General features: G+C 60.0%; 24 protein-coding genes and 1 pseudogene. 10 read left to right on the top strand and 15 right to left on the bottom strand.

All coding sequences use genetic code 11. From position 1 onward, the window contains the following. Window positions 1-3: 3 nt before the first annotated feature. The 3 genes from GUY40_RS01045 to GUY40_RS01035 all read right to left on the bottom strand — a co-directional run bounded on the left by GUY40_RS01045 (window position 4) and on the right by GUY40_RS01035 (window position 3618). Window positions 4-1089 carry an AraC family ligand binding domain-containing protein gene (locus GUY40_RS01045; protein ID WP_166567074.1) on the bottom strand — a complete coding sequence of 362 codons (1086 nt, stop codon included), beginning with the start codon at window positions 1087-1089 and terminating at the stop codon, window positions 4-6. Between the two features lie 25 nt (window positions 1090-1114). Continuing rightward, window positions 1115-2278 (bottom strand): acetyl-CoA carboxylase biotin carboxylase subunit family protein, encoded by a 1164-nt coding sequence (locus tag GUY40_RS01040; protein ID WP_166567073.1) that lies wholly within the window; start codon window positions 2276-2278, stop codon window positions 1115-1117. Between the two features lie 487 nt (window positions 2279-2765). Further along, a protein-coding gene (locus tag GUY40_RS01035; RefSeq protein ID WP_166567072.1) for an IS5 family transposase occupies window positions 2766-3618 on the bottom strand; the annotation gives its coding sequence in 2 pieces (ribosomal slippage) (window positions 2766-3263 and window positions 3265-3618; 852 coding nt in all). A gap of 95 nt (window positions 3619-3713) precedes the next feature. On the opposite strand from GUY40_RS01035, the gene GUY40_RS01030 reads away from it, so the two are divergent. After that, window positions 3714-3950: an MFS transporter gene (locus GUY40_RS01030; RefSeq protein WP_166567071.1), complete on the top strand. Its 237-nt coding sequence runs from the start codon at window positions 3714-3716 to the stop codon at window positions 3948-3950. Between the two features lie 774 nt (window positions 3951-4724). Here the strand turns inward: GUY40_RS01030 and GUY40_RS01025 are convergent. The 7 genes and pseudogenes from GUY40_RS01025 to GUY40_RS00995 form a co-directional block, all read right to left on the bottom strand. Then, window positions 4725-5023 (bottom strand): annotated as a pseudogene (locus GUY40_RS01025) (transposase); the annotation flags it as partial. 3 nt (window positions 5024-5026) lie between these two features. Then, a complete protein-coding gene (locus GUY40_RS01020; protein WP_166567070.1) occupies window positions 5027-6328 on the bottom strand; it encodes an OprD family porin in 1302 nt (433 codons plus the stop codon). 119 nt (window positions 6329-6447) lie between these two features. Further along, window positions 6448-6927 (bottom strand): MarR family winged helix-turn-helix transcriptional regulator, encoded by a 480-nt coding sequence (locus GUY40_RS01015; RefSeq protein WP_166567069.1) that lies wholly within the window; start codon window positions 6925-6927, stop codon window positions 6448-6450. Between the two features lie 73 nt (window positions 6928-7000). Beyond that, a complete protein-coding gene (gene aliB / locus GUY40_RS01010; RefSeq protein ID WP_166567068.1) occupies window positions 7001-8140 on the bottom strand; it encodes a cyclohexanecarboxyl-CoA dehydrogenase in 1140 nt (379 codons plus the stop codon). Window positions 8141-8199: 59 nt separating this feature from the next. Continuing rightward, window positions 8200-8982 (bottom strand): enoyl-CoA hydratase-related protein, encoded by a 783-nt coding sequence (locus GUY40_RS01005; protein WP_019689441.1) that lies wholly within the window; start codon window positions 8980-8982, stop codon window positions 8200-8202. Window positions 8983-9013: 31 nt separating this feature from the next. Further along, window positions 9014-9781, bottom strand: a complete 768-nt coding sequence (locus tag GUY40_RS01000) for an SDR family NAD(P)-dependent oxidoreductase (RefSeq protein WP_166567067.1) — start codon at window positions 9779-9781, stop codon at window positions 9014-9016. A 47-nt stretch (window positions 9782-9828) separates the two neighbouring features. Further along, the gene (locus GUY40_RS00995; protein WP_166567066.1) at window positions 9829-11493 is read right to left on the bottom strand and encodes an AMP-binding protein; all 1665 of its coding nucleotides are present in this window, start codon (window positions 11491-11493) and stop codon (window positions 9829-9831) included. Between the two features lie 169 nt (window positions 11494-11662). On the opposite strand from GUY40_RS00995, the gene GUY40_RS00990 reads away from it, so the two are divergent. The 9 genes from GUY40_RS00990 to GUY40_RS00950 are packed head-to-tail and all read left to right on the top strand — an operon-like array spanning window position 11663 to window position 21421. Further along, the gene (locus GUY40_RS00990; protein WP_166567065.1) at window positions 11663-12439 is read left to right on the top strand and encodes an enoyl-CoA hydratase; all 777 of its coding nucleotides are present in this window, start codon (window positions 11663-11665) and stop codon (window positions 12437-12439) included. A gap of 51 nt (window positions 12440-12490) precedes the next feature. After that, window positions 12491-13345: an enoyl-CoA hydratase/isomerase family protein gene (locus GUY40_RS00985; RefSeq protein ID WP_166567064.1), complete on the top strand. Its 855-nt coding sequence runs from the start codon at window positions 12491-12493 to the stop codon at window positions 13343-13345. Window positions 13346-13399: 54 nt separating this feature from the next. Next, window positions 13400-14596: an acyl-CoA dehydrogenase family protein gene (locus GUY40_RS00980; RefSeq protein ID WP_166567063.1), complete on the top strand. Its 1197-nt coding sequence runs from the start codon at window positions 13400-13402 to the stop codon at window positions 14594-14596. A gap of 11 nt (window positions 14597-14607) precedes the next feature. Continuing rightward, window positions 14608-15750, top strand: a complete 1143-nt coding sequence (locus tag GUY40_RS00975) for an acyl-CoA dehydrogenase family protein (RefSeq protein ID WP_166567062.1) — start codon at window positions 14608-14610, stop codon at window positions 15748-15750. Between the two features lie 30 nt (window positions 15751-15780). Further along, the gene (locus tag GUY40_RS00970; RefSeq protein WP_166567061.1) at window positions 15781-16530 is read left to right on the top strand and encodes an electron transfer flavoprotein subunit beta/FixA family protein; all 750 of its coding nucleotides are present in this window, start codon (window positions 15781-15783) and stop codon (window positions 16528-16530) included. Continuing rightward, entirely contained in the window at window positions 16530-17474 is a 945-nt protein-coding gene (locus GUY40_RS00965; RefSeq protein WP_166567060.1) for an electron transfer flavoprotein subunit alpha/FixB family protein, read from the top strand. The genes GUY40_RS00970 and GUY40_RS00965 overlap by 1 nt, the downstream gene beginning before the upstream one ends. A gap of 10 nt (window positions 17475-17484) precedes the next feature. Continuing rightward, window positions 17485-18999 (top strand): 3-hydroxyacyl-CoA dehydrogenase, encoded by a 1515-nt coding sequence (locus tag GUY40_RS00960; protein ID WP_166567059.1) that lies wholly within the window; start codon window positions 17485-17487, stop codon window positions 18997-18999. 2 nt (window positions 19000-19001) lie between these two features. Next, window positions 19002-20204, top strand: coding sequence for a 3-oxoadipyl-CoA thiolase (locus tag GUY40_RS00955; RefSeq protein ID WP_166567058.1), 1203 nt, complete (start codon window positions 19002-19004; stop codon window positions 20202-20204). 35 nt (window positions 20205-20239) lie between these two features. Further along, window positions 20240-21421, top strand: coding sequence for an acyl-CoA dehydrogenase (locus tag GUY40_RS00950; protein ID WP_166567057.1), 1182 nt, complete (start codon window positions 20240-20242; stop codon window positions 21419-21421). A 127-nt stretch (window positions 21422-21548) separates the two neighbouring features. Here GUY40_RS00950 and GUY40_RS00945 read toward each other — a convergent pair whose 3' ends face one another. From GUY40_RS00945 to GUY40_RS00925, 5 genes are all read right to left on the bottom strand, one after another. Beyond that, complete coding sequence (locus tag GUY40_RS00945) at window positions 21549-22238, bottom strand: nitroreductase (RefSeq protein WP_166567056.1); 690 nt, start codon at window positions 22236-22238, stop codon at window positions 21549-21551. Between the two features lie 86 nt (window positions 22239-22324). Then, on the bottom strand, window positions 22325-23092 hold the full coding sequence (locus GUY40_RS00940; RefSeq protein WP_166567055.1) for a MaoC family dehydratase N-terminal domain-containing protein: 768 nt from the start codon (window positions 23090-23092) through the stop codon (window positions 22325-22327). A 5-nt stretch (window positions 23093-23097) separates the two neighbouring features. Then, complete coding sequence (locus tag GUY40_RS00935; protein WP_166567054.1) at window positions 23098-23856, bottom strand: 3-hydroxybutyrate dehydrogenase; 759 nt, start codon at window positions 23854-23856, stop codon at window positions 23098-23100. 14 nt (window positions 23857-23870) lie between these two features. After that, entirely contained in the window at window positions 23871-25823 is a 1953-nt protein-coding gene (locus GUY40_RS00930) for an AMP-binding protein (protein ID WP_166567053.1), read from the bottom strand. Window positions 25824-25853: 30 nt separating this feature from the next. Next, complete coding sequence (locus tag GUY40_RS00925; protein WP_166567052.1) at window positions 25854-26837, bottom strand: branched-chain amino acid ABC transporter permease; 984 nt, start codon at window positions 26835-26837, stop codon at window positions 25854-25856.

Here is a 26837-nt window from a genome sequence, read left to right as displayed (position 1 = left end):
GGGTCAGCTATATACCGGCACAGGTTGAGGAACGGTGGGTGTTGCGCGCACTGGGTGATCCGAACAGGCGATATCGGAAAATCGATCGCACAGCAGGGTGATCATGTTCCAGCCTTCGCTCAGGGTTTCACGCAGCTCTTCGATTTCCTTTGGCGACGCCTGGTTCAGCAGTTCTATGCCCATGCTGACGTGGCTGCCATCGTCTTCACCATGTTCCTGGAAGTGCGGCATGCTGGCGAATACCCGAGCGGCCTCGCTATGAAAAATCTCACCGCTGCCTTCCAGTACGACGTGCATCAACAGCGTCTTGACCATGTCGCTCTTGTAGAGCATCTGATGCCTGAACCATTCCATGGTGGAATGAAAGGCGGCATCCGAGACGGGCGAATGGTGAGCATCGCGCTGATTGCGCAGGTTGTTGTTATGCCCCAGTTCTTCCACCAGGTGCTCAAGGGCAATTTTCTTGTGCGCAGGGTCACGCGTCATCGCCACGCGGATATGCAGCAGGTCCTGAAACATGTCTGACCAAGTCTGTAGGCAGTCGAGGAGTTTTTCGCGCACTTCGGGCTGATCGATTGACGGCGAATTGACCAGCGACAACAGTCGGCTGTTCTTGAAGCTATCCAGATATGCCTCGTTATCGCGCAACAGCACATCGGCGGGCTTCGCAGTGTCTGTTTCCTGAGGTTTGAAGACGACGTTCGGTCGCGTGGTATCTTCGTACAGGGCCTTGCCGTTGAACTGGATGGACAGCGCCCAGAAACCCTGGTGGGTGCCTTTGAAACCATGCAAGGAGTGGGGCGGCACCAACACCATATCACCAGCTTCTATATTGCGTTCGGTCGCCCCCAGGGTTTTCCCCGAGCCGTCACAAATCAGGATCAGGCTCGCTTCGGGATGTTGGTGAACTGACAGTTCCTGATCCTTTTCGAGCCGAACCCAACTGATGACCAGCTCACTTTGGGACGGAATGAACTCAGCCAACGCAGGATGCTGGGAGAATATTTTTACAACGCCCAAATCGTGCAAGTCGCCATTCACCACAACGCTGTTGAGGGTTTCGATATCGTTCCGGGAGATGACTTCCATATCTGCTGTTCCTTTTGTTAATAAATTAGTGTGCGGAACTTAGCCTGTTCAGATGATCAATGGCGGTGTAGAACCTTTTGCGATCATGGCTGGCGATAACCACCAGGCCGACTTTGTCATCATTGGTGTGTGGCCTGCCCAACGGTGGATTGGCCTCGCCCATGACCAGCCTGATAATATCCACTTCCTGTAAGTAATCCTTGAGAAGCTCCGTATCCAGCGGTTCATAAAAAAGATGAGAGCCGGCGAATTCGTAACGTACCGGTTGTTCGGAAGTAGTTGTTTCGACTGCACAGCTGTGGAATTGCAATGTTTCCCTGAACAGATTAACGCCTGTTGTCAGCTCAACCAGCAGACCGATGTAATCGCCACCGACCCGGTTGTTGATCTCTATCAGATGAAACTGTCCATCCGCGATGGTCACCTCAATATGGCAGGGGCCGTGTTTATGGTTGATAGCAATTAATAATCGCTCGCAATAACGACTCAGTTGCTTGAGCGTGTCGCTGTCGAGATTGTCCGGCGAGATGATGTGCTGCTCTTCTGCAAGGGATGTTTGGTACAGCTGTTTGTTGGTAACGGCGAGGACACGGTGTTGCGAATCGATGGTCAGTGTTTCGACGCTGACTTCCCGACCGTTCAGGAACTCTTCCGCCAGCATGACGAAATTTTCCTGAGGCAGTCCTTCCAGCGTACTGTGCAGGGACGTAGCGTCTTTAATGATGAAGACGTTTTCGCTCCCGGAGCCCTTCGGGTCTTTCAGGACGATTGCGCCTGTACGGCGGCTGAAAAAACGTTCGACGTCGGCGCGTGTTCTGCAGGTTTCACTATTGACGGCGAATTCGGTGTTTTCAAGCTTGGTGCGCATCAAGGACTTGTCGATGCACATTTCGCAGGTGTCGAAGTCCATGCCGGCAATCGCATAACGTTGGCTGGCGCGTGCCGCTGGCAGCAACCCGTCTTCGGTGAATGAAAAAATTAATTCAACTTGTTGGGTTATTAGGATCTCATCCATTTTGTCGAGAACGGTGGCTTCGGAGAAATCACTGACAAGGTGAATCTTGTCGGTCAGTGCTGTGAGGTTGGGGCCAACCGAGTCAGGAAGTTGCAATACGGTGAAATCAAAACCCAAGCCACCATAGTGCATGAAAGTTTCATCATGTCCGCCGATCATCACGATATTTTTCATAATATGCCTTCAATAGACCACTCGATCAATAAGGGTCGAGCGTGCAGGAAATGGTGGTTAATACCTGTTAATGGCGGTGCGTGAGTTGCTCGATGTGTCGATGTTTATTCACTTTGGTAAATAAAGTTCTTCGCGCGTTTCGGAGGTGGAAACGAACGGCGTATAGGTAAGCGCATAACTAAAAGTTATGCCGTAGATTTTTCGTTATATCGAGCGATCGTCAGCCAGCGAGGGACTGGCTCGTGCCGAGGACGTAATGATATCTATCGCTGTAACGGTGTTGAGCGGAAGCTGATAATGCGCGGAGTGCTTTAGAGGAAAAGGTAAGCGGAAGAGTAGACGTATTTATAGCTGCGGTATGAAACATGCTAATCCCTTGAGCGTTTATAATGTTATTGATTGAAATGAGTACGATCCTTACTCGCGACTGATACTTTCATTGTTGTTTCTGGATGTCAATGCCGGAAACAAATTGACAGGATTGTTACTAGGCTATGTACGAAAAGTGCTGTCGCAAACACCGCATGGCACAAGCCAGTGAGACCATCGCCGCAAAACTTTTCGCGAGCTTGTCGAAGCGTGTGACGATGCGGCGGTTCTCCTTCAGCCAGCCGAACATGCGCTCAATGATGTTGCGCTGCCGGTACTTGGGTCGATCAAACAGTCTGGGCAAGCCGGGCTTTGGCTTTCGTTTCATGGTGCGCAACGGGATCACAGGCTGTATTCGGTAGTGGTCGCAATAGCGACGCAGAGCTTCGGCGGCATAGACCTTGTCGGCGAGTAGCCAACGGCAGCGCTTGCGGGGACGCCCGCGCAGACTGGGGATGCAAACTTCATCGAGTAGTGGCTGGGCGTAGGCAATGTCACTTGCCTGTCCGCCAGGAAGCAGGAAGCGCAACGGCACGCCATTGGCATCGCACAGCATGTGAATTTTAGTCGTCAGGCCTCCACGACTGCGGCCTAGCGCATGGTCACTAGGTTCATCAGGCCCCTTTTTTTCCAGCACCTGATGAGGCTCGGGTTGCGCGTACTGCGGTCGAATCGATCATCCACGTTTGCAGATCGATCAGGCCTTGCTCGTTGAGTTTGACGTGCAACCGCTTGAGCATTTGGTCGAACGTTCCTCGGTTGCGCCAATCGCGAAACCGCTGATAAACCGTTGACCAAGGGCCGAAATGCTCAGGCATATCCCGCCAGGCTGCTCCGGAGCGGAGCACCCAGAGCACGCCGTTGAGCATCAGGCGATCATCACCCCTGGGCCGGCCAGTCCGACGGGTTTCCATAAAAAGGTCGGCGACCAAATCCCAGGCCGCATCCGAAAGTTCATACCTGATTGCCATCAGCGGGTTCCTTTCCTTCGATGGCTGCGAACATTACAGAATTTCAGCGTCCGAGAGGTCGCTGTGAGTTTTCGAGGGATTTCGTACAGAACCTAATGACCACGGTGATGTTTTCGGGCTACGCGATAGGTGGAATTATTGCGGCCGTTATCGGTAAACAGTTCATCGTGGAGTTTGGTTGGAAAATCGTGTTCTTCGCAGCGGGTGTGCCGGTCATTCTGATCCCATTCATCCTGAAGTTCATGCCGGAATCGCTGACGGTGCTGGTGCGACGTCAGGACACGCAGGCACTGCGCACAATCATCGCGCAAATTGACACCCGGGTTGTCTGAGCCCTGATCAATCTTTCAGCTTGCCGGTCATGAAGCCTGATGCCGGTGCGCCAATCACTCAGTTGTTCAAAGAGGGGCGGGGTATCAGCACGCTGATGTTCTGGATCGCGTTCTTCACCGGTTTGTTCATGATCTACTCCCTGAGCACATGGCTGACGAAGCTAATGGCGATGTCTGGCTACAGTATTGGCTCTGCCCTGAGTTTCGTGGTCGCTTTGAACGTTGGAGCGGTGGCAGGATGTGTGGTCGGCGGCTGGCTGGCTGACCGGTTTCATATCAAATGGGTGCTGGTCGCCATGTACTCGATCGGTTCTGTGTTTCTCATACCTTATGACCTTCAAGGTATCCACCGATTGTCTGTACTTCATTGTTGGGGTGGTTGGCGCGTGCACGACGGGGGCTCAGATTGTTGCCTACGCTTATTGCGGTCAGTTCTACCCGGCAGGAATTCGTTCCACGGGGGTTGGCGTCGCTTCAGGCGTCGGCCGGCTGGGGGGCATTCTGGCACCGGTTCTGATCGGGTTTATCGTTACCCTTAACCACCCTCTGGAACAGAACTTCATGCTCATTGCCGCCGCCGGTGTGGTTGGTGCCATCGCTCTAGGAGCCTGTCGGACTTGCCCACGGCAAGAGGGAGACTGTAGATCCGGAGCAAGGCGTTTTCTGACGAGGCGCCGCTCCTTTCCCCACGAGTTGATGGGCGCGGTACTGGAGCGGCGTGTTTGCGCGCCTGAGCCTCTGGGGGGCTGCCGTCAGGGCGCACTTTTCTACCGGTTATACCGTGCGCAGCACATGCAAGCGTTTGATGTTCCAGGCCATGGTCACCAAACTCCATTCGCATTGGGCTTTGACCAGTCCGCGCATGCTCATCTGCCGCCAACCCATTACCCGCTTGATGATGCCAAACACTGGCTCGACCGTTTGCTTGCGCAGCTTGTACAGCGCTCGGCCATCTTGCGTGCTCAGGCGATGGGCCATTTGTTCGACCGGGTCACTCGTCTGCGGTGGCGGCAAGTCGGCTGCGAAACGTTCAGCACGGGTGTGTGATGCGACTCGCGCTTGAGCGCCAGCAGCGATTACCAGAACCTGAACGTGTAAGCGACGATCAGGCGATTTTCATCGACATCCGTCGTTTCGCTGCCGCGATAAGTGACGTTGCGCCAGCGCAGGCTCAGGTTTCGTAAAGGCCCGCTCTGGATCACGTAGGCAATGTCGGTATTGCGTTCCCACTCTTTGGCGGCAACGCCTCGAATATCGAAATCATCGCCTCGCATGTAGCGCGTCATCAGTGTCAGTCCGGGCATGCCCATGGGGGCAAAGTCATAGTCGTAGCGCAATTGCCAGGAGTCTTCCCTGGCCCGGACGAAGGGTTGGTAGGTGCCATTGTTCAAGGCCCAGGGGTCGGCGACCAACAGATAGGGAAGTCCGGTGTCGCCACTTTGGTTTTGATAACCAAGGCCTAGTGAATGACCGCGGCTGCTCAAAGTAAACATGCCGCCCAGATAGCGGTTGTCGACGTTGGTCTGGCCCTCGTCATCGCTGTCGAAGTAGCGGACGTCAGTCTTCAAGTTGATGCTTTCGGTCAGGGTCGATTTGTACAGAAGGCTGGCGGCATTCTGGCTGTAGTTATCCTTCAGTTCAGCGCGGTAAAACGTGGCACTGAGATTGGGCTGGAAAGCGTAGGTCGCGCCGGCATAGTTGAAACGGTCGGTGGGCACGCCGCCGGTGGAGCCGTCGGCCGCCATGCGCATGTCTTCGTAGTCGGACGAGTCGCGCTGATGGGCCTGGCGAAACTGTCCGGCAGTGAGGCTCAGGTTCTGGATGTCGGTGGAGACGACCTGACCACCCTGATAGGTTTGTGGCAGCAGGCGCGTGTCATTGCGAAACAGCACCGGCATCACCGGTTCGTGGTTACCGAGGGTGACCAGCGTCTTGGCGACTTTGAGCTTGGCGGTCGGTGCCAGGAAGTTGTACTCATCGACGGGCTCGCCGGTCCGCTGATTGCGCTGCAAGACGCCGGTGCCGCTGCTGCCTCCACCCGAGTCGAGCTTGACGCCGACCAACCCCAGCACATCCAGGCCAACGCCTATCGTACCCTCGGTAAATCCCAAGTTACCGCGCAAAATGAAGCCTTGTGCCCAGTCTTCTGCCTTGCTCTGGGGTTTGCCATCATGGCGCGGGCCGTCAAACAAGCCAGCGTCCCGGTAGTCACGATTCATGTAGAAATTTCGCGTTTCCAGGCTCAAGTGACTATCGGCGACCAGGTCTGCGTGGGCCTGTGTCGTGAGCAATAATGCAGAGATACATGGGACTTTCAGGGAATACCGGGCACGAGTCGGCCCGGCCATATGCCCGGTGACGGGATTGGCTGTACGCATGATGAGATGTTCCTGCCTGCTGTGAGTTGTTTTTGTTGTTCAGCCAGCCCCGGGAAGGGGCTGTTTTAGGGTTTTATGAACAATGACTCTTCGGCGAGGGCAGGAAGGTTGGGATCAGCCTATTGCGCCTCGTCGTCTTGTTGCTCGTCGCCGAGCGATATAGCTGCCATGTCGCCTTGTAGCTTGTTGAGGTAATGCAGCAGGCTGACGCTGTCGTCGAAACTGAAGCCTTTCAACGCCTGCTGGTAAAACGTCTGGATCCGCTCCTGCAGAGAGTCCCAGAATGTCCGGCCGGTATCGGTCAATTGCACCAGGCGCGCACGTCCGTCATCCGGGTGCGGTACGCGTAGCACATGGTTGTCGCGTTCCATGCGCTTGAGCACGCCGTCCAGGCTCTGGCGACTAACGAACAGGTACTCGGTCAGTTCAAAGAACGAGATACCGCCTTCATAACGTTTACGTGACAGTGCGCCGAGCACGGCCCATTGCACCGTGCTGATGCCCATCTCTTTCTGGACTTGCCTTTGCAGCACGTTGCCGGTCTGGAACAACCGGAAAAACAGCGTATTGGGTACGGATCGGGTATCGCTATTGTTCATTAATGTTCCTTGTCGGCTCCGTCAGGGCAAGCGCGATTGAATGAGAGCCCGGCCTGGCGGAGCAGACAGGGCATCAGTTAGGGACAAACTCGCGCGCGATGATATTTTTCATGATCTGCGCGGTGCCGTCACCGATTTGCAGGCCAAGTACATCGCGCAAGCGCTGGGCGAACGGCAGGTCCTCGCCGTAACCGGTGTGCCCATGGGCCAGCAAACACTGCTTGACCACATCGAACGCCAGTTTCGGGCCCCACCACTTGTTCATGGCCGCCTCGGCATTGTGTGGCAGCTTATTATCCTTGAGCCACAAGGCGTAATAGCACTGCAGGCGGGCAGCATGCACGTAGGTCTGCAATTCTGCCAGTGGGTGGGTCAAACCCTGGAAGGATGACAAGGCCTGACCGAAGGCTTTGCGCTCGGTCAACCACTGCCAGGTTTCATCCAGCGATTGCTGGGCCAGGGCCAGGCACTGCAGACCGATCAGGGCGCGGCTGTAGTCGAAGCCTTGCATAACCTGTTTGAATCCCTTGTTCTCATCACCGAGGCGATGGTTGACCGGCACCTCGACGTTGTCGAAGAAGATCGAGCCGCGGCCAATGGCACGCTCGCCGGCGTCGTCGAAGCGGGTGGTGCTGATGCCCGGCAGGTTCATGGGGACCAGGAACGCACTGATACCACTGGCGCGTTGCTCCACGGTTCCGGTGCGGGCGAAGACAACGGCGACGTCGGCCTGGTCGGCCATGGAGATGGAAGTTTTCTCGCCGTTGAGCACATAAACGTCGCCCTTGAGTTCGGCCTTCAGGCGCAGGCTGGCGGCATCCGATCCGCCGCTGGGTTCGGTCAGGGCGATGCAGGCGACCTTGCGCCCGGCGGTCATTTCGCTCAGCCATTCCCGGGCCAGCGAGGATTCGGCGTATTGGGCGATGATCTGGCCGTTTAGCGAAGTCAGCAGCGGGATGTAAGCCACATTGAAGTCGCCACGGGCCAGTTCTTCGATGATCAGGCCGGCGGTGACACAGTCCAGCCCGCTGCCGCCGAATTCTTCCGGCAGCTCCCCGCCGAGCAGGCCCATTTCGCCCATTTGGGCAATGACTTCGCGCTCGATGCGGCCATCGCGATCCCGTTGGCGGTAACCGGGGGCGAGGACGTCAGCGCTGAATCGTGCAACGCTTTCGCGGATGGCATTTTGTTGTTCTGTGAATGCGAAATTCATGATGCTCTCCAGGCCATTGGGGTGCTGTGCCGGCAGCAGGATGGCTGCCGGCGCAGGGCTCATTTGTAGAATTTACGGAACTCGGGCTTGCGCTTTTCCTTGAACGCGGCGACGCCTTCCTTTGACTCCTCGGTGTCGTAGTACAGGCTCAGGGCCTGCATGCCGAGGCCGCCGATACCTCCGATATTGGCGCTGTCGGCATTGAACGAGCGCTTGGCGATGGAGAGCGCGGTCGGGCTCTTCTCGAGAATTTCCTCGCACCACTTCTGTACTTCTTCATCAAGCTGCTCGTGGGGTACCACGGCGTTGACCAGCCCCCAGTCCAGCGCCTGCTGGGCGCTGTACTTGCGGCACAGGTACCAGATCTCGCGGGCACGTTTTTCGCCAATCAGGCGCGACAGGTAGGCGGTGCCGTAGCCCGGGTCGACCGAGCCGACCTTGGGGCCGACCTGGCCGAACACCGCTTTGTCGGAGGCGATGCTCAGGTCGCAGACCACGTGCAGTACGTGCCCGCCGCCGATGGCAAAGCCGTTGACCCGGGCAATCACTGGCTTGGGCACTTCGCGGATCAGGTTTTGCAATTCTTCAACCGGCAGACCGATCAGGCCGCGACCGTCGTACTGGCCTTCATGGGCGCCTTGGTCGCCACCGGTGCAGAACGCCTTGTCGCCAGCACCGGTGAAGACGATGACGCCGATTTCCTTGTTCCAGCCAGCACGGTTGAAAGCGTCAAGCAGCTCCATGCAGGTCTGGCCGCGGAATGCGTTGTAGCGCTCGGGACGGTTGATGGTAATGGTCGCGACGCCGTTGAGTTCTTGGTACAGGATGTCTTCGTAGTTCATTGCATGCTCTCCCATTTGATAATCGCCTGGCTTAGCCAGCCATCGTCAGGCCGCCGGACACGCTGATCACTTGACCGGTGATGAAGTTGGCATCGTCGCTGGCGAGCAGGGCGATGATTCCCGGATAGTCTTCCGGCTGGCCGAGGCGACGCATCGGCACGGCATTCTTGAAAGCTTCGAGGAGCTTTTCCGGGTTGCTGGAGGTTTCAGCCACGCTTTTGAGTAGCGCAGTGTCGGTAGGGCCGGGGCAGACCACGTTCACATTGATGTTCTTGGTCGCCAGCTCCCGTGCCAGGGTTTTGCTCAAGCCCACCAGGCCTGCCTTGCAAGCTGCGTAGACCGCCTCGCCGGAAGAACCGACGCGGGCGGCATCGGAGGCAACGTTGATGACTTTGCCACCACCGGCCTCGAGCATTTTCGGTAGCACCACGTGGTGCATGTTCAGGGCACCGGTCAGGTTGATCGAAATCAGCTGTTCCCACAGCTTTGGCTCGGTCTTGAGGAACGGCATGAAACGGTCGAAGCCGGCGTTGTTGACCAAGACTGTCGGCACCCCCAAGTCTTTTTCGATGACGGCCACGGTTTTGGTGATGGCGGCGTAGTCGGCGATGTCGGCGGCGTAAGCGACTGCTTTGCCACCGGCTTCGCGGATCAGGTCGACGGTGGTTTGCGCAGCGGCGCTGTCGCGATCAAGCACGGCAACCAGGCTACCCTCGGCAGCGAAGCGCTGGCAGACGGCGCGACCGATGCCGCCGCCACCGCCGGTGATGATCACGGTTTTTCCACTAAGGCCTTTCATAGGGGCATTCTCCAAGTCAGTTGAGTTGCGTGTTTCGAGTGTGTGGATCAGCGACGCTTGGCCGGGTCGATGCGAATGCTCGCGGCCCGCTCATGCAGCTTGAATTTCTGAATCTTTCCGGAGGGCGTGCGGGGCAGGGCAGGCAGCACTTCCAGGTACTCGGGCAAGTAGTTGCGCGACAGGTTGTGTTCGAGCAGGAAGGTCACCGCGTCATCGAGGCTCAGGTTCGTATAACCGTCATGCAAGGTGACGTAGGCGCAGACACGTTCACCGAGACGCTCGTCGGGGCAACCGACAAGTGCCACCGCCGAAATGGCCGGGTGCTTGTAGAGCAGGTTCTCGACTTCTACTACCGGGATGTTTTCGCCACCGCGGATGACCACATCCTTGGTTCGCCCGGTGATGCGGATATAGCCCTGGGCATCCATGCGGGCCAGATCGCCGGTGGCGAACCAGCCCTGGGCGTCGACGCTGTATAGATCGGGGCGTTTGAGGTAACCCACGAACAGGCTCGCGCCGCAGACCTGAAGATGGCCTTCGCTGCCGGCTGGAACTTCATGCCCGGCATCGTCGACCACCCGCACCTCCACAAGGGGCAGGGCCACGCCGTCGGTGTAAATGGCCCGCTCGGGATCGTCCTGCGGACGCGTCATGGTGCAAGCGCCGGTTTCGGTCATGCCCCAGGCCGAGATGATTTTCGCGTTGATGCTGTTGCCAGCCTTTTCCACCAGGCTTTCCGGAATGGGCGCGCCGGCCGAAACAAAAATACGCAGGCTCGACAGTGCGTCACCATTGTCCGGCGCGAGCTCGATCAAATCGGCGAGAAACGGCGTCGAGGCCATCGTAAAGGTTGGGCGCTCGGCGGCAGCGATCCTGATTGCCGTGCGCGCATCCCAGACGTCCTGCAGCACCGCCGCCGCGCCGAGGTAGATGGGCATCAACATTCCGTAGAGAAAACCGGTCTGGTGAGCCATGGGCGAGGCCATGAAGATAATGTCTTCGTGGCCAAGCCCCAGGCGCTCGGCATAAGGAATGATGTTGCTCAACAGGGTCTTGGAGGTGTGCAGCACCCCTTTGGGTTCACCAGTGGTGCCGGAAGTAAACAGCAACTGAATGATGTCATCGGCATGCGGACGACGTTGGGCGAACAGAGCCGTGACATCGCAGTTCTTTTCCCATTCCCGGTGGAGCAGTTGCTGTTCAAAGCTGTTGTCGCCGTCCCCGCCAATCACCAGCACATGGCGCAGTTCCGGCAGGTCGGTGCGCAAGCCTTCGGCCATGCTGGCGTAATCGAAACCGCGGAAGTGCTGCGGCACGACCAGCAGATGACTGCAGGCATGACCGAGCATGAAGCGCAGCTCGCGCTCCCGAAAAATCGGCATCAACGGGTTGAACACGGCACCGATGCGGGCACAGGCCAGGAACAAGGCCGTCATCTGCCACCCGTTCGGCAATTGGCAGGACACCACGCTGCCTTTTTCCACGCCCAGGCCGGCCAGACCGGCAGCCATGCGGGTCACCACGGCATCCAATTCACCGTAGGTAAACGAGACGGGGGTGTTCTCGCCAGCCTGGTAGCTCGACAGGGCGCGGCAATCTGCGCCTCGAACAAGCTGCGCGCCCCAGAAGTCTGTAATGATACTGTCATTCTGTGCGCTGTTGATGGGCGTTTGCCGATGACGATCTGCTGATGTGCCTGTCCAGGTGTTCATTTGTGTGTGTCGACTCTTAAGGGTTGTAGTTGTTGTTCTCTAACAGTCTGGTATTGCCCTTTTGATGAGATGAAGATAAGGCTTTCAAAATTAATATGTCAACATGTTGTCTTTATATTTTTCTGTGGATATATTCGAAGCCATTCCCGGATAACAAGAGGTAGGTGACATGGCTTTCCTGAATATCCTTGTCGAGCAGCGTGCGGCCGTCGGCCTGATCCGTCTGAATCGCCCGGCTGTCTATAACGCCCTCAATGACGCCTTGATGACCGAGCTGGGCCAGGCGCTGCTGGCCTTTGAGGCTGATGACCAGACTCGGGCCATCGTCATTACCGGTAACGACAAAGCCTTCGCGGCCGGTGCCGACCTCAGCGAATTGCAGTTCAAGGGCTTTGCCGATGTGTACCTGGAGGATTTCGTCACGGCCAACTGGGAAACCGTCACCCGCTGTCGCAAACCGGTGATCGCCGCGGTTGCCGGCCTGGCGCTGGGTGGTGGCTGCGAGCTGGCGATGATGTGCGACATGGTCATCGCTGCCGACAACGCCCGTTTCGGCCAGCCCGAAGTCAAGGTCGGCACGTTGCCCGGCGCCGGCGGTACCCAGCGCTTGACCCGCGCCATCGGCAAGGCCAAGGCCATGGACCTGTGCCTGACCGGACGCTTCATGGAGGTTGATGAAGCCGAGCGACTCGGGTTGATCAGCCGTGTGGTGCCCCTGGCCGATCTTCTTGATGAAGCCTTGGCCGTGGCCGCGCAAATCGCCGGTCACCCGGCCCTCGCGGTGAAACTCAATAAAGAAGCGGTCAACCGTGCCTTCGAAACCACCCTGGCCGAGGGCGTGCAGTTCGAGCGGCGCTTGATGCACGCCAGTTTTGCCAGTCAGGACCAGAAGGAAGGCATGCAGGCATTCGCCCAGAAGCGCAAGCCGGTGTGGACCCATCGCTGATAAGCGCGATTGATTGGCAAGCCGCATAAAAACAAGAAGAGGAACTGTCCGATGACTTCAGCCGTGCAAATGACCCGCGAGGCAGGCGTGGCCTTGATCCGGGTCGACAACCCACCGGTCAACGCCCTTGGACACGCCGTGCGCGCCGGGTTGCTGGAAGCCTTTTTAGAGGCCGAGCAGGACGAGCAAGTCGAATTGATCATGCTCTATTGCGAGGGCAAGACCTTTATCGCCGGCGCCGATATTCGCGAGTTCGGCCAGCCTGCCCAGGCGCCGATCCTGCAAGAACTGACCTTGGCTATCGAAAACTGCAGCAAGCCTTCGCTGGCGGTGATGCACGGTTCAGTGCTGGGCGGTGGGCTGGAAATTGCCCTGGCCTGTCACTACCGCATTGCCCACGGTGCCACCCGGCTCGGCTTGCCGGAAACCCGTCTGGGTTTGCTGCCCGGTGGCGGCGGCACCCAGCGCCTGCCGCGTCTGGTGGGTGTGGAAAACGCGCTGGACATGATCATCACGGGTGAGCCGATCGAGGCGGTCCAAGCGTTGGGGCTCGGTCTTGTAGACGCACTGTTCGACGATGAACCACTGGTCGCAGGCCTCCAGCATGCACGGCAACTGTTGGCCGAGCGGGCCTCAGTGCGGCGCGTCGGCCAGATGAAGATGCCAACGGCGCCTGCCGAGGCCAGCGCATTGATTGAGGCCCGGCGCAGCGTAATCTCCCGAACCGAACCTGATTCGTTCTCGGCGCCGCGCTGCCTTGCTGCAGTCGAAGCGGCGACCCGGGTGCCATTGATCGAAGGCCTGCAGCGCGAGCGCGCACTGTTTCTCGAATGCATGGCATCGCCCCAGCGCGCGGCGCTGATCGAAGACTTCTTTGCCCGGCGCCAGGCGGCCAAGAACCGCTAAAGCTGATTCCACAGCCAGCCTGGTGTTGGCCTGACCATCGATCGAGGACTTTGCATGGACATCCACTACACACCTGCCGAGCTTGAGTTCCGCACCGAGGTGCGTGCCTTTCTTCGTGACGCGCTGCCGGCAGACATCGCCACCAAAGTTCGCCTGGGCAAGCGTCTGAGCAAGGACGACCACCAACGCTGGCAGCGCATCCTCGCCCGCCGCGGCTGGTACGCGGCCAATTGGCCGGTGACCTTTGGTGGCACCGGTTGGGGCGTGGTGCAAAAACATATTTTCGAGGAGGAGTGCGCCGCCTTCGGTGCGCCGCGCCTGATTTCCTTCGGCGTCAATATGGTTGCGCCGGTGATCATGAAATTCGGCAGCCCGGCGCAGCAGGCGTATTACCTTCCACGCATCCTTTGCGGCGAACACTGGTGGTGCCAGGGCTATTCCGAACCAGGCGCAGGTTCGGACCTGGCCAGCCTCAAGACTCGCGCGGTGCGCGAGGGCGACCACTATGTGGTCAACGGTCAGAAGACCTGGACCACCCTCGGCCAGCACGCCAACATGATTTTCTGCCTGGTGCGTACTGACAGCGAAGCTCAGCAGCAGCGGGGTATTTCCTTCCTGCTGATCGACATGACCACGCCCGGCATCAGCGTTCGCCCGATCATCACGCTCGAAGGCGAGCATGAGGTCAACGAAGTGTTCTTCGACAACGTCCGCGTGCCGGTGGAAAACCTGGTAGGTGAAGAGAACCAGGGCTGGACCTGCGCCAAATACCTGCTGACCCACGAGCGCACCGGGCAGGCTGGCATCGGCCAATCCAAGGCCGCACTGGCGCACCTCAAGCAGGTCGCCCTGCAGGAACTGCGCAACGGTCGGCCATTGCTGGAGGACCCACAGTTTCGCTTGCAGGTTGCCGAGGTGGAGATTCAGCTGCTGGCCATCGAGATGAGCACCCTGCGCATCCTCGCGGCAGCCCAGGCCGGAGGCGTGCCCGGCGCCGAAAGTTCGATCCTGAAAATCAAAGGCTCGGAAATCCGCCAGGCCATCAGCCACTTGCTGCGTAAAGCGCTGGGCGCCAAGGCGTTGCCTTTCGTCGAAGCGCAACTGCACGACGACTTCACAGGCGCCCCGCTGCACACCGACTACAGCGCCGCCCCCGCCAGCCAGTATTTCAACCTGCGCAAGCTGTCTATCTACGGCGGCTCCAATGAAATTCAGAAGAACATTATCGCCAAGATGATTCTTGAGCTTTAAGGAGGTACGCAATGGACTTCACACTCAGCTCCGAGCAGCAGATGCTGCAAGACACCGTGACCCGACTGGCCCGCGATCACTACAGCTTCGAAGCCCGCGAAAGCTACTACCACAGCGAAGCCGGCATGAGTCCGGCGTTCTGGAACCAGATGGCCGAACTGGGCCTGTGTTCGGTGCCGATTGCCCAGGAACATGGCGGCTTTGGCGGTACTGGCGTGGACAATATGCTGATCATGACCGAGCTCGGTCGCAACCTGTGCCTGGAGCCGTTCTTGCCGTCGCAGATTCACGCAGCCGGTCTGCTGCAGCAACTGGGCGATGCCAGCCAGCAGGCAGACCTGTTGCCGCAAGTGGCTGAAGGCTCGCTGCAAATGGCGGTGGCTTTGGAAGAACTGCAAAGCCACTACCAGTTGCACGATGTGCAGACCCAAGCGCGCCCGGTCGAGGGTGGTTGGTGTCTGTCCGGACGCAAGATTGCAGTGGTTGGCGCTGCCAGTGCAGGGTTGATCCTGGTTTCGGCGCGCACCGGCGGTGATGCGCGTTGCGACCAAGGCATCAGCTTGTTCCTGGTCGAGGCGCAAGCCCACGGGTTGCAGCGTCGCGATTACCCCTGCATCGATGGCCCGCGTGCCAGCGACCTGATCCTCGACGATGTCTTTGTGGCCCGGGGGGCTTTGCTCGGCAACGTCGGCGAGGCCTTGCCGGCCTTGCGTTATCAGCAGGGTCGCGCCATTGCCGGGCAGTGCGCCGAAGCCATTGGCGGCATGCAGGAAGCCTTTCGCCTGACCCTCGACTACCTCAAAACGCGCAAGCAGTTCGGCGCGCCAATCGGCAAGTTCCAGGTGTTGCAGCACCGCATGGCCGACATGCGCGGCGAGCTGGAAATGGCCACCTCCATGGCAATCCTTGCCGCCTGCGTGGCCGATCAGGCCGATAGCGACGAACGCAGCCGGCAACTGGCCGCCGCCAAATTTGTGGTGGTCCGCGCGGCGAGGCTGATCGCCGAGCAAGCGATCCAATTGCACGGCGGTATCGGCATGACCTGGGAATACAACCTGGCCCATCACGCCAAAAGGTTGGTGATGCTGGGTCACCAGTTGGGTGATGACGATCACCATTTGCAGGCCTACGCCGAGCTGCTGCACAGCGCTTGATCAATCACTGCACGAACACGGGAACACACTATGAAAGTACTGGTTGCGGTAAAGCGTGTGGTTGATTTCAACGTCAAGGTACGCGTCAAGGCGGACAACTCTGGCGTTGACCTGGCCAACGTGAAAATGGCGATGAACCCCTTCTGCGAAATCGCCGTGGAAGAAGCGGTGCGCCTGAAAGAACAAGGTATTGCCACTGAAGTGGTGGTCGTCAGCATCGGCAGCAACGCGGCACAGGAGCAACTGCGCACGGCCCTGGCACTGGGTGCCGACCGTGCCGTACTGGTCGAGGCCGGTGAAGACCTGGGCTCGCTGGCTGTGGCCAGGCTGTTGAAAGCGGTTGTCGACAAGGAACAGCCTCAACTGGTGATCCTCGGCAAGCAGTCCATCGACAGCGATAACAACCAGACCGGCCAGATGCTCGCTGCATTGAGTGGCTACGGCCAGGGCACCTTCGCTTCGAATGTCGCCATCAGCGGCGACAGCGTTGCGGTGATTCGCGAAATCGACGGCGGCGCACAGACGGTTGCCCTGAAACTGCCGGCCATCGTCACCACCGACCTGCGTTTGAACGAACCGCGCTACGCGTCGCTACCCAACATCATGAAGGCCAAGAAGAAGCCGCTGGAGGTGCTCACTCCGAGCGCTCTGGGCGTCAGCTGCGCTTGCACCGTGCACACCTTGAAAGTCGAAGCGCCGGCCGCTCGTAGCGCCGGGGTCAAGGTCAAGTCGGTGGCCGAACTGGTCGAGAAACTGAAGAACGAGGCGAAGGTAATCTAATGGCTATCCTGGTTATCGCTGAACACACCAACGCAGCACTGGCGGCTGCCACCCTCAATACCGTGACCGCTGCGCAGCAGATCGGTGGCGACATTCATGTGCTGGTCGCAGGTCAGGGCGCTGGCGCCGTGGCTGAAGCGGCGGCGAAGGTGGCTGGCGTGACGAAAGTGCTGCTGGCCGACAACGCCGCCTACGCTCACCAGCTGCCGGAAAACGTCGCTCCTTTGGTAGTCGCTCTTGTTCAAGAAGCAGGGGCTGACAGCTACAGCCACATCCTGGCTGCCGCCACCAGTAACGGTAAAAACATTTTGCCGCGAGTTGCCGCGCAACTGGATGTGGACCAGATCTCGGAGATCATCGCGGTCGAAAGCGCCGATACCTTCAAGCGCCCGATCTATGCGGGTAACGCCATCGCGACGGTGCAGTCGTCTGCCGCCGTAAAGGTGATCACCGTGCGGGGTACCGGGTTCGACGCCGCTGCCGCCGAAGGTGGCAAAGCCGTCATCGAAGCCCTCGCCATGGTCATCGACAGCGGTCAGTCGGCTTTCGTCAGTGAAGAGCTGGCCAAGTCCGATCGCCCGGAGCTGACCGCCGCGAAGATCGTCGTGTCTGGTGGCCGTGGCATGCAGAACGGCGACAACTTCAAACACCTCTATGCGCTGGCCGACAAGCTCGGCGCGGGCGTGGGTGCGTCGCGCGCCGCCGTCGATGCCGGTTTTGTGCCGAACGACATGCAGGTCGGCCAGACCGGCAAGATCGTGGCGCCGCAGTTGTACATCGCCGTGGGCATCTCCGGCGCGATCCAGCATCTGGCCGGCATGAAGGACTCCAAGGTCATCGTGGCGATCAACAAGGACGAAGAGGCGCCGATCTTCCAGGTGGCCGACTACGGTCTGGTGGCGGATTTGTTCGACGCCGTGCCGGAACTGGAACGGGCGATCTGAGGAGGTGCTTGTGAATAGTTTCAAACAAATCGGTGTGATCGGAAGCGGTGCCATGGGCCGGGGGATCGCTCAGTTGTTCGCCACCGCAGGCGTTCCGGTGTTGCTGTACGACAGCCGTAGCGAAGCGACGGAGGAGGCGCTGCAAGCCAATCGGGCCTTGCTTGAGCGCTCGGCAGCCAAGGGCAAGTTGAGCAGTGAAGCTTTGGCGACCGTACTGGCTTGCATGCAACCGGCCGTAAGCCTTGAGGCCCTGGCCGATTGTGATTTGTTGATCGAGGCGATCGTTGAAAACCTCGACGCCAAGCAGGGGCTGTTCCGCGCGCTGGAGCAAGTGGTCAGGGCTGATGCAGTGCTGGCGACCAACACCTCATCCTTGTCGGTGAGCCTGATTGCCAGTGCCTGTCGACATCCCGAGCGGGTGGCTGGGTTTCACTTTTTCAACCCGGTGCCACTGATGAAGATCGTCGAAGTGGTACGCGGTGAGCTGACCGATCCGCAGGTGATCGAACGCCTGGCGACGCTGGCCGGGCACGCTGGACATTTTGCCGCGACGACGCCTGACTCTCCGGGTTTCCTGGTCAATCATGCCGGGCGGGCCTTCGGTCCGGAGGCATTGCGTATCCTGGGCGAGGGGATTGCCACCCCGGCGCAAATCGATCGCATCCTCAAGGACAGCCTTGGCTTTCGCATGGGGCCGTTCGAGCTGTTCGACCTGGTCGGCCTCGACATCTCCCATGCGGTGATGGAGTCGATTCACACCCAGTTTTACCAGGATCCGCGCTACACCCCATCGGCGCTGGTGCCACCCCGTCTGGCCAGTGGCTTGTTGGGGCGCAAAACAGGGCGGGGCTTCTATCGCTATCAGGACGGTAGCGTGGTCGAGGAAGCGCAGCAGGCGCCGCCGCAGGTGGCCATCACCCAGCCGTTCTGGCTGGACTGCGGCGACTCGGCAATGCGCGAGCGGATAGCGGCGGTGCTGTCTGTCGCCGGCGCCGTCCTGGAGCAGGGCGATCAGCCCAGTGCGAACGCCATCTGCCTGGTGACACCGCTGGGCGAGGATGCCAGCAGTGTCATCGCCCGCAAGCGACTGCCACCGCGACGCAGCCTGGCGCTGGAAACCTTCGTTGGCTTCGACACGCGCCGGGTCCTGATGCGTCAGCCGGCGCTCGACGCGCAGGTACTGGCACAGGCATGCCAGGCCTTGGGCGCCGATGGCGTGCCGGTGGAAGTCATCAATGACTCGCCGGGCTTCATTGCCCAGCGCGTGCTCGCCGGGATCGTCAACCTGGGTTGCGAGATTGCCCAGCGCCGTATCGCCGAGCCGGCCACCCTGGACCGTGCGGTGCAGTTAGCCCTCGGTTACCCCCATGGTCCGCTGGGTTTTGGTGACCATTACGGTGCGTTGCAGATCCAGCAGATCCTGCACCGACTGCATGAGTTGTATCAGGAGCCGCGCTATCGGGTCAGCCCCTGGCTGCGGCGCCGGGTCCAGCTCGGCCTGCCACTGACCACTGCCGAGGATTGAGCATGACAGCCTATATCTACGATGGTCTGCGTTCGCCATTCGGTCGCCATGCCGGCGCTCTGGCCGGTGTGCGCCCCGATGACCTGTTGGCCAGTGTGGTGCGTGCCCTGGTCGCGCGTAACCCGTTCGCCACGCGGGACTATGAAGACCTGATCGCCGGCTGCAGCAGCCAGGCGGGTGAGGACGGGCGCAATCTGGCGCGTCATGTTGCGCTGCTGTCCGGCCTGCCGACGGCCGTTGGCGGTTTGACCGTCAATCGTCTCTGTGGCTCCGGGCTGGCTGCCGTGCTGGATGCTGCGCGCGCCGTGCGCGCCGGCGAAGGCGAGCTGTTTATTGCCGGCGGCGTCGAGAGCATGAGTCGTGCGCCGTTCGTGGTGGCCAAGGCGCAAAGCGCCTGGTCCCGCGACTTTCAGGTGTACGACAGCACCCTCGGCGCACGCTTTCCCAACCCGAAGGTAGAGTCCGGGTTCGGTGCCGATTCGATGCCGCAGACAGCGGACAACGTCGCTCATGAACTGGGCATCACTCGCGAAGAAGCCGACATCTATGCCGCTCGCAGTCAGGCGCTGTTCGACGCGGCGGTGCGGGACGGTTTCCAGGCCGGTGAAATCCTGCCGATCGAGGTACCGCAAGGGCGCAAGCAGCCACCGAAGATCGTCGACCGTGACGAGCATCCGCGTCCGCAAAGTAACTTCGAAGCGCTGTCAGGCCTACAGCCACTGTTTGAAGGCGGCGCTGTCACTGCGGGTAATGCCTCGGGCATCAACGATGGCGCGGCTGCGCTGCTGATTGGCTCGCAGGCCATTGGTGAGAAGGCAGGCCTCAGGCCTCGGGCGCGTATCCTGGCCGGTGCCGTGGCCGGGGTCGAACCGCGATTGATGGGCCTTGGCCCGGTGCCTGCCTGCACCAAGGCCTTGCAGCGCGCAGGCCTGAGCCTGGCCGACATGGACCTGATCGAAATCAACGAAGCGTTTGCCGCGCAAGTGCTCGGCTGCGCCAGACAACTCGGCGTGGCCTTCGATGATCCGCGCCTGAACCCCAACGGTGGTGCCATTGCCATCGGTCACCCGCTCGGTGCTTCCGGCGCCCGTCTGGCCTACAGCGCGGTGCGACATCTGGAACGCAGCAACGGGCGCTACGCCCTGGTCAGTCTGTGCATTGGCCTGGGCCAGGGCATTGCCTGCGTGATCGAACGCCTCGACTGACAAAACATCACAAGAATGAACCCGGAGAAACACCCATGGCCAACAAGGCAAGCTTCAACTGGATCGACCCGCTGCTGCTGGATCAACAACTCACCGAAGAAGAACGCATGGTTCGCGACAGTGCCCAACAGTTCGCCGCCGACAAGCTCGCGCCCCGGGTGCTGGAGGCTTTTCGTCATGAACAGACCGACCCGGCAATCTTTCGCGAGATGGGCGAGACCGGCCTGCTCGGCGCCACCATTCCCGAAGCCTACGGCGGTAGCGGTCTGAACTATGTGTGCTATGGCCTGATCGCCCGGGAGATCGAGCGCGTGGACTCTGGCTATCGTTCGATGATGAGCGTCCAGTCCTCGCTGGTGATGGTACCGATCAATGAATTCGGCAGCGAAGCCACCAAGCAGAAGTACCTGCCGAAGCTGGCCAGCGGTCATTACATCGGCTGCTTCGGTCTGACCGAACCGAACCATGGCTCCGATCCGGGCTCGATGATTACCCGGGCAAGAAAAGTCGACGGCGGCTACCGTCTGACCGGCAGCAAGATGTGGATCACCAACAGCCCGATCGCCGATGTTTTCGTGGTTTGGGCCAAGGACGATGAAGGGCAGATTCGCGGCTTTGTCCTGGAGAAGGGCTGGCAGGGCCTGAGCGCTCCGGTTATCCATGGCAAGGTCGGGCTGCGTGCGTCGATTACCGGTGAAATCGTCATGGATAACGTGTTCTGCCCCGAAGAGAATGCCTTCCCTGAAGTGCGTGGCCTGCGCGGCCCGTTCACCTGCCTGAACTCGGCACGCTACGGCATCGCCTGGGGCGCGCTGGGTGCGGCCGAAGACTGCTGGCACACCGCGCGCCAGTACGTGCTGGATCGCAACCAGTTTGGTCGCCCTCTGGCTGCCAGCCAATTGATCCAGAAGAAACTGGCAGACATGCAGACCGAGATCACCCTGGCCCTGCAGGGTTGCCTGCGCCTGGGGCGGATGAAGGACGAAGGCACTGCCGCGGTCGAAATCACCTCGATCATGAAGCGCAACAGCTGCGGCAAGTCGCTGGACATCGCGCGCCTGGCGCGGGACATGTTGGGCGGTAACGGCATCAGTGATGAATTTGGCGTGGCCCGTCATCTGGTCAATCTGGAAGTGGTCAACACCTACGAAGGCACCCACGACGTGCATGCGCTGATCCTCGGCCGTGCGCAGACCGGTATCCAGGCGTTTTTCTGATGATTGCCTGATAAGAATCTCTTCGGTCTTTTTGCCGGACGTTCGCCCGGTCAGACTGAATAGACGACAAGCCAAAAAGAAGGCGATGGTCATAGCACCATCGCCTTTGTTCATTGCGTCTATCTAACTACCCTTGCACGCACTCTTTGAAACCATGAAAGGAAGTGAAAGCGGCTACCGGTTCGCGCTGTGTCTGCAGGCTGTTTTCCGGTGCGTTGCGGTCCTCATGCCCTAGTGCGATGCCGCAGACCAGGATGTCCTCATCCGCCATGGGCACATGACGGCGGACGATCTGGTGATACCAGGCGAATGCTGCCTGGGGACAGGTGTGCAGGCCCTGACCGCGAGCGGCGAGCATGATGTTCTGAATGAACATGCCCAGGTCGATGTAGCTGCCGGTATTGAGGCGGCGATCGAGGCTGATCAACAGGCCGACCGGCGCGTCGAAGAAGTGAAAGTTGCGCAGGTTCTGGCGCTCGCGTGCCTGCAGGTCGTTGCGGTCGATGCCGAGCGCTTCATAGAGGCCAAAGCCGGAGGCGCGACGGCGGCTCTGATAGGGTTCGAACCAGTTGTCCGGGTAATACCGATATTCGGCATCATGTTGACCGGCTTGAGAAGTCGTGGATTCGAGAATATCGGTACACAGCGCCTGCTTGGCATCGCCGGCCAGCACATGGACATGCCACGGTTGCAGGTTGTTGCCGCTGGGCGCCCGCGAGGCCACCTTGAGAATATGTTCAACCACTGGCTTTGAAATGCCCATAGGCAAGAAGCGGCGGACCGATTTGCGTGAGCTTATGGCGTTATCTACATGCATGGATCGTCTCCGGATTTAAAGTGAATAGCCCCGTTGAGCGAGCGTTCGGTTTCGATGTTCTGTGATCGGCCGAGGGCGCCGGCCAATCAGTCGAGTTCGGCATAGCCTCTGATTCGAATACGATTGTTCTCGTTGGCCAGTATCAGGTTTCGGCTGGTGCTGCCTGTCTGGTACAGCCTTGGGAGATCACCCAGCGCCATGGGCGACAGGAATCGCACGCCAAATCGACGCAGGCGCGAACCGGGCAGCAGGCTGCCGAGCAACCCCATTCCGAGCATTCCCTGGGCAAATACATCCGGGTGCCCGGCCTTATGTGCAATGCCCGGTTCCAGGTGTACGCGGTTGTCATCCCCCGACGCGCTGGCAAATGCCCGGATCTGCTCTCGGCTGATCTCGGGCGCGGTTTGTGCCGGTAGCGAGTCTTGTGTCTCGAGCGCCGGTCCGACGCTGGGCACGCCCGGTTCCGGGAGGGCAACGTAGATACTGAGCATCTCGCACGCCAGGGAACCGTCCGCGGCGAACAACCGGGTTTGCTTGTGCAGCAGGCTGAAACGCGGTTTATTGATGACCTCGCTCAGGTGCGCGCTGCTTCGGTAGATGCGGCTTGGCTGCAATGGCTGGTGGTAGTGAAAGTGTTGTTCGCCATGCAACAGTTGATGCGCCCCAAGCCCTGTCACAGTGAACAACTGGTTGACCACGCCCTGGTCCATGTCGGCACTGTAAGCCAGGGTCGGTGGCGGCTGATTGCAGCTGCGGGGCATGCCGATGGCCTGATTGAGGGCCAGAGCGCGTTCGGCTTCGAAGGACCATTGGTATTCAGCAAACCGGTAGCCGGCAAGCGCGGTGAGACACATACCGGTCACCAGCCGCCGGACACGCTGAGCGAGTCGCCGGTAATGGCGCGCGCAGCATGGGAGGCGAGGTAAACAGCACTGTCGCCGATTTCGCTTGGCTCCAGCAGGCGCTTGAGGGGTTGGCGCGCAAGGATGTGTCGTTGCAGGGCTTGTGCTTCGCTGATGTGGTCCTGGGCCGCCAGTTGCGGCAGCTGCTTTTCCACCAGCGAGGTGCGCACCGCGCCGGGCAAAATGGCGTTGGCGGTGATCCCTTGGTTGGCGGTTTCAAGTGCCAGGGTTCGGGTCAGGCCGATCAGGCCGTGTTTGGCGGCAACGTAGGCGCTCTTGTAGGGCGAAGCGAGTTTGCCGTGCACCGAGGCGATATTGATGATGCGTCCGTTCTGCTGTTTGAGCATGCTTGGCAGGGCGTGTTTGCTCATCAGGAAAGGCCCCGTCAGCATTACTGCCAGCAGGGTGTTCCATTGGGACAGTGGGAAGTCCTGCACGGGCGCGATGTGCTGCAGCCCGGCGTTGTTCACCAGTACGTCCACTGTGGGGCGTTCGGCCAGCAGATGCTCGTAGAAGGCGACGATCTGCGCCTCGCTGGTGACGTCCACGGCATAAGCACGGGCATTGGGCAACTGGCTGGCGGCCTGTTCGGCGGCGGCCAGATTGATGTCGCACAAGGCCACGAAATCACCCTGGGTGGCGAAAGCCTGGGCAATCGCCAGGCCGATGCCTTGGGCGGCGCCGGTGATCACGACGGTACGTTGTGTCTGACTCATTTTCAGGCTCCTGTTCACGCCGGTTGCAGGTGGCAGCGACTGATGGCGGTAAGGGCTGTGGGGTTTTCCATAGACGTCAGGTCGCCGGCGTCCTGCCCCAGGTAAGCGGCACGAATCACCCGGCGCATGACCTTGCCGTTGCGGGTCTTGGGCAGCTCGCTGACGTAGTGCAAGTACTTGGGACGCATCGCCTTGCCCAGCCGGGTGTCGATCATGCCAAGCAGTTCCGTCTCCAGCGCAGGCGTCGGTTCGGTGCCTGGGTGGAGCACCACGAAACACACCGGGGTTTCGCCCTTGATGTCGTCGGGAACGCCGATGGCCCCGGCTTCCAGCACCTGGGCATGGCTGACCAGAATCGACTCCATTTCGGCAGGACCAATACGTTTGCCGGCCACATTCAGGGTGTCGTCGGAGCGACCGGTGATGGTCCAGAAGCCTTCGCCATCGATGATCGCCCAGTCACCGTGCACCCAAGTGTGCGGGAAGCGGTTGAAGTACGAGTCTTCATAGCGTTGCGGTTCCTGCCAGAAGCTTTGGGTCATGCCAATCCACGGCTGACGCAGTACCAGCTCGCCCAGTGCCTGGCGCATCGGTTGGCCCCGGGTATCGCAGACGTCAGCCGCCATGCCCGGCATGCGACTGTTGAATGTCACCGGGGATATCGGCTTGACCAGTACGTTGGTCAGGATGCCGCCGCCGATCTCGGTGCCGCCGGCATAGTTGATGATTGGATAACGACCTTGGCCAACCGTATTGAACAACCACAGCCAGGGTTCCGGATTCCATGGCTCGCCGGTCGAGGTAAAGGTGCGCAAGGCGCTCAGGTCATGACCTTGGGCAATGGCATCACCATGCTGCATCAGCGAGCGTACCAGTGTGGGTGATACGCCGATGTGCGTGGCGACGTGGCGTGCACCCAGCTGCCATACCCGATCCGCCTGCGGGTAGTCCGGCGAACCTTCATAGATGACGGCGCATGCACCATTGATCAGGCTGCCGAAGACCACCACCGGGCCGGTCAGCCAGCCCATGTCAGTGATCCAGAACAGGCGGTCGTTCTGCCCGACATCCATGCACAAACCCACATCCAGCGCCGCCTTGAGCGGGAATCCGCTATGGGTGTGCACCGCGCCCTTGGGCTTGCCGGTGGTGCCGGAGGTGTAAATGATCATCATCGGTGCCTGGCTGTCCATGACCGCTGTCGGGCACTGGCTACCATCGCAGGCTTGCAGCGTGGCAAAGTCGAGATCGCGGGTCGGGTGCCAGGGGATTTCCCGTCCCAGGCGCCGCACCACAACCACCTTTTCCAGCGACGGGCTCAGCGCGGCGGCCTTGTCGGCTTCTTCCTTCATGGCGATCACTCTGCCGCGCCGCATGAAGCCGTCAGCGGTGATCAGCAGCTTGGCCCCGCAGGCTTCAATGCGCGTGGCCAGTGCTTCGGCGCCATAGCCGGAGAAGGCGGGCGTGAAGATGGCGCCGAGCTTGACCACCGCCAACAGCGCGACCACTGTTTCGATCAGCATCGGCATGTAGATGGCGACGCGGTCACCGCTGACCAGGCCCAGTTCGCTCAGGCCCTGGGCGACATTGTTGACCCGGCGCGCCAGCTCGCCGTAGCTCACCTCAAGGCATTGGCCGTCTTCGCTTTCCCAGATCAGAGCGGCTTTCTGCGCTTGCACCGGGTCGACAGCCCAGCGCTCCAGTGCCGTGCGCAGGATGTTGAGTTGGCCGCCCTCGTACCAGCGTGGATGCTTGATGCCGCCAGCAGCATTGAGCGGCGTTTGATAGGGCTGGTCCCAGATAATTCCGAGGGCCTTTTCCAGGGCGCTGGCGAACCATTGCGGATCGTTGGTGGAGCGCTCGATGAAGGCGTCATAGTCGGGCTCGCCCACTATCTGCATCCACTGATGCACGCGCGTGCGACGAATGAAGTCGGCGGACGGCGTCCAGACGGCGGAGTTGTTCATGGTCATGTCCTTATCGCTGATCAATATGAGTTACTTGAAATTTTTCTTCACAAGCAGCTTGATCGATCCGACTACGCCGCAGCGGAAGCAGAGAACGCAGAGCACGAAAATGCAGCCGAGTATCGGAGTACCCCAGGTGCCCAGCGGCGATTGCGCCAGCAGGTGTTGCAGCGAGACCACGATGCCTGCACCGACGAAAGGGCCGAGCAGAGGGCCGACACCACCGAGCAAGGTCATCAGTACCACCTCGCCGGACATGTGCCAGTGTGCGTCCGACAGTGTCGCCAGCTGGAACACCACCGCTTTGGTAGAGCCGGCCAGGCCGGCGATCCCGGATGAAATGACAAAGGCCAGCCACTTATACCGCGTGACGTTGTAGCCCAGCGAAGTGGCGCGGTCTTCGTTCTCGCGGATGGCCTGGAGAATCTGGCCGAAGGGCGAGTACACCACGCGCTTGACCAGAGCGAAGCCAAGCACGGTGATGGCCAGCACGAAGTAGTACATGGCGTGGTTGTCCGCCAGGTCGATGAATCCCAGCAGCTTGCCGCGGCTGATACCGTGCAAACCGTCTTCGCCGCCGGTGAAAGACGCCTTGAGGAATATGAAGTACAGCAGCTGCGCGAGGGCCAGGGTGATCATGGCGAAATAGATGCCCTGTCGACGAATGGCCAGGGCGCCGAACAGCGCACCGACCATCGCGGCGGCAGCGGTGCCGCCGATGATTGCCAATTCCGGGCCGATGCCTGGGTGTTGGCTCAACAGATAGCCGGTGGTGTAGCCGCCCGCGGCGAGAAATGCGGCATGCCCGAAAGACAGCAGGCCGGTATAACCCAGCAGCAGGTTGAACGAGCAGGCAAACAGGCCGAAGCACAACAGCTTCATCAGGAACACGGGGTAGGCGACCCAGGGTGCGATCAAACCGATCGCGATCAGGGCGATGTACAGGGTGTTGAGCTGGCGTTGTTCAAGGATCCCGCGCTGTTGCGCGAAGGTCAGCAGAGATTGGGTATTCAT

The sequence above is a fragment of the Pseudomonas sp. R5(2019) genome, assembly GCF_009905435.1.
Taxonomy (GTDB): Bacteria; Pseudomonadota; Gammaproteobacteria; order Pseudomonadales; family Pseudomonadaceae; genus Aquipseudomonas.
Note: the sequence above shows the minus strand (reverse complement) of the source record. Positions and strands in the feature narration are given on the sequence as shown.

What these genes read in the sequence shown, in the direction of transcription:
- GUY40_RS01005 (WP_019689441.1), bottom strand. Translation starts at nt 8,982, where the DNA reads ATGAACTACGAAGACATCCTGTACCAAGAACTCAACGGCGTCGCGACC.
- GUY40_RS01040 (WP_166567073.1), bottom strand. Translation starts at nt 2,278, where the DNA reads ATGAAAAATATCGTGATGATCGGCGGACATGATGAAACTTTCATGCAC.
- GUY40_RS00930 (WP_166567053.1), bottom strand. Translation starts at nt 25,823, where the DNA reads ATGAACAACTCCGCCGTCTGGACGCCGTCCGCCGACTTCATTCGTCGC.
- GUY40_RS00940 (WP_166567055.1), bottom strand. Translation starts at nt 23,092, where the DNA reads ATGTGTCTCACCGCGCTTGCCGGCTACCGGTTTGCTGAATACCAATGG.
- GUY40_RS00985 (WP_166567064.1), top strand. Translation starts at nt 12,491, where the DNA reads ATGACTTCAGCCGTGCAAATGACCCGCGAGGCAGGCGTGGCCTTGATC.
- GUY40_RS01045 (WP_166567074.1), bottom strand. Translation starts at nt 1,089, where the DNA reads ATGGAAGTCATCTCCCGGAACGATATCGAAACCCTCAACAGCGTTGTG.
- GUY40_RS01000 (WP_166567067.1), bottom strand. Translation starts at nt 9,781, where the DNA reads ATGAAAGGCCTTAGTGGAAAAACCGTGATCATCACCGGCGGTGGCGGC.
- GUY40_RS01015 (WP_166567069.1), bottom strand. Translation starts at nt 6,927, where the DNA reads ATGAACAATAGCGATACCCGATCCGTACCCAATACGCTGTTTTTCCGG.
- GUY40_RS00980 (WP_166567063.1), top strand. Translation starts at nt 13,400, where the DNA reads ATGGACATCCACTACACACCTGCCGAGCTTGAGTTCCGCACCGAGGTG.
- GUY40_RS00955 (WP_166567058.1), top strand. Translation starts at nt 19,002, where the DNA reads ATGACAGCCTATATCTACGATGGTCTGCGTTCGCCATTCGGTCGCCAT.
- GUY40_RS00945 (WP_166567056.1), bottom strand. Translation starts at nt 22,238, where the DNA reads ATGCATGTAGATAACGCCATAAGCTCACGCAAATCGGTCCGCCGCTTC.
- GUY40_RS00935 (WP_166567054.1), bottom strand. Translation starts at nt 23,856, where the DNA reads ATGAGTCAGACACAACGTACCGTCGTGATCACCGGCGCCGCCCAAGGC.
- GUY40_RS00975 (WP_166567062.1), top strand. Translation starts at nt 14,608, where the DNA reads ATGGACTTCACACTCAGCTCCGAGCAGCAGATGCTGCAAGACACCGTG.
- GUY40_RS00965 (WP_166567060.1), top strand. Translation starts at nt 16,530, where the DNA reads ATGGCTATCCTGGTTATCGCTGAACACACCAACGCAGCACTGGCGGCT.
- GUY40_RS00970 (WP_166567061.1), top strand. Translation starts at nt 15,781, where the DNA reads ATGAAAGTACTGGTTGCGGTAAAGCGTGTGGTTGATTTCAACGTCAAG.
- GUY40_RS00990 (WP_166567065.1), top strand. Translation starts at nt 11,663, where the DNA reads ATGGCTTTCCTGAATATCCTTGTCGAGCAGCGTGCGGCCGTCGGCCTG.
- GUY40_RS00995 (WP_166567066.1), bottom strand. Translation starts at nt 11,493, where the DNA reads ATGAACACCTGGACAGGCACATCAGCAGATCGTCATCGGCAAACGCCC.
- aliB (WP_166567068.1), bottom strand. Translation starts at nt 8,140, where the DNA reads ATGAATTTCGCATTCACAGAACAACAAAATGCCATCCGCGAAAGCGTT.
- GUY40_RS01030 (WP_166567071.1), top strand. Translation starts at nt 3,714, where the DNA reads ATGACCACGGTGATGTTTTCGGGCTACGCGATAGGTGGAATTATTGCG.
- GUY40_RS01020 (WP_166567070.1), bottom strand. Translation starts at nt 6,328, where the DNA reads ATGCGTACAGCCAATCCCGTCACCGGGCATATGGCCGGGCCGACTCGT.
- GUY40_RS00950 (WP_166567057.1), top strand. Translation starts at nt 20,240, where the DNA reads ATGGCCAACAAGGCAAGCTTCAACTGGATCGACCCGCTGCTGCTGGAT.
- GUY40_RS00925 (WP_166567052.1), bottom strand. Translation starts at nt 26,837, where the DNA reads ATGAATACCCAATCTCTGCTGACCTTCGCGCAACAGCGCGGGATCCTT.